This window comes from Paracoccus sigandri (assembly GCF_003709565.1).
Classification (GTDB): Bacteria; Pseudomonadota; Alphaproteobacteria; order Rhodobacterales; family Rhodobacteraceae; genus Paracoccus; species Paracoccus siganidrum.
In genome coordinates, this window is record NZ_QNRC01000100.1 from 1 (window position 1) to 1,523 (window position 1,523).

Genomic DNA, 1,523 nt, shown 5'->3' on the forward strand with positions numbered 1-1,523 from the left:
TGTCCGTCGTCAGAACATTTGGCTCAGATCGGGGCTTAGATTAGCGGAGAGCGGGCCTCGTCTTGGGGTTGATGTTATGCGGCGAGCTTGCGGTGCTGCAAGCGCCGATGTTCGATGGTCTTTCGTTTGATCCTTTCGCGCTGTTTGATGATGTCCGGCGCCCTGCCGAAGTAGGCGTCAGCCGGCGTCACGTTGTTCAGGCTCTCATGGTAGCGTTGGTGGTTGTAGTGCTCGACGAAGGCCTCGATCTGGGCCTCGAGATCACCGGGCAGGAAGTAATTTTCTAGCAGGATTCGGTTCTTCAGGGTCTGGTGCCAGCGCTCGATCTTGCCCTGGGTCTGGGGATGGCACGGGGCGCCGCGGATATGGCTCATCTTTTTGGCCTCGATGTATTCGGCCAGTTCGCCCGCTATGTAGCTCGGGCCGTTGTCCGATAGCAGTCGCGGCTTGTGCAGCACGGTGGCGCAGTCGCGGCCCGAGGCGGCGAGTGCGAGGTCCAGCGTGTCGGTCACATCCTCGGCCCGCATGTTGGAGCATAGCTTCCAGGCGATGATGTAGCGCGAGAAGTCGTCAAGCACCGTCGACAGATACATCCAGCCCCAGCCGATGATCTTGAAGTAGGTGAAGTCGGTCTGCCACATCTCGTTCGGCCGTGTGGTCTTGGTGTGGAACTGATCGGCCGCCTTGATCACGACATAGGCCGGGCTGGTGATCAGGTCATGGGCCTTGAGCAGACGGTAGACCGTGGCTTCGGACACAAAGTATTGGCGTTCATCGGTAAATCGCACGGCCAGTTCGCGCGGGCTGAGATCGGTCGCCTCCAACGCCATCTCGACGATCTGGTCCCGGATATCCTCGCCGATGCGGTTCCACACCCGGCTCGGCGCCGAAGGGCGATCCTCCAGCGCTTCCGGCCCGCCTTCCCGGTAACGATCATACCAGCGGTAGAAGGTCCGGCGGGCAATGCCGAGGTGATCCAGCGTCTGCCTGGCGGGCAGGTGCGACTGTTCGACGATCCGGATGATCTCGAGCTTCTCGGATGCGGGATACCTCATTCGTCGTCGCCCCCATCCGCGATCATGCTTTTTTTAAGCAAACGGTTTTCGAGCGTCAGGTCCGCCACACATTCCTTCAGGGCACGGGCTTCGCGGCGCAGATCCTGAACCTCACCGGTGGTCGCGGCACGGGCGGTATCGCCGGCGAGCCGGCGCTTGCCCGCTTCCATGAACTCCTTTGACCAAGTGTAATACAGGCTCTGGGCGATGCCCTCTTTGCGGCACAACTCGGCGATGCTGTCGTCACCGCGAAGTCCTTCCAGCACGATCCGGATCTTGTCTTCAGCTGAGAAGTGCCGACGGGTCTGACGCCGAATGTCCTTGACCACCCGCTCAGCAGGGGACTTGGCCGGCAATTTTGTATTGGAGGATTTGGGCTTCATCTTCGTTCCTTCGTCACTACGACGAAGCCCAAATCCTCCTTAAATCACAACCTCAAATCTGTGCCATGGGCGCTGACGGGGGACA

Annotated in this window: 1 protein-coding gene; it reads right to left on the reverse strand. The window is 60.2% G+C overall.

The features are described from left to right. Positions 1 to 74 precede the first annotated feature (74 nt). Positions 75 to 1,438, reverse strand: a protein-coding gene (locus C9E82_RS23895; protein ID WP_076611527.1) for an IS3-like element ISPko4 family transposase whose coding sequence is annotated in 2 segments (ribosomal slippage) — positions 75 to 1,088 and positions 1,091 to 1,438 — 1,362 coding nt in all. Because the reading frame shifts where the segments join, the coding sequence is not laid out codon by codon here. Positions 1,439 to 1,523: the final 85 nt, after the last annotated feature.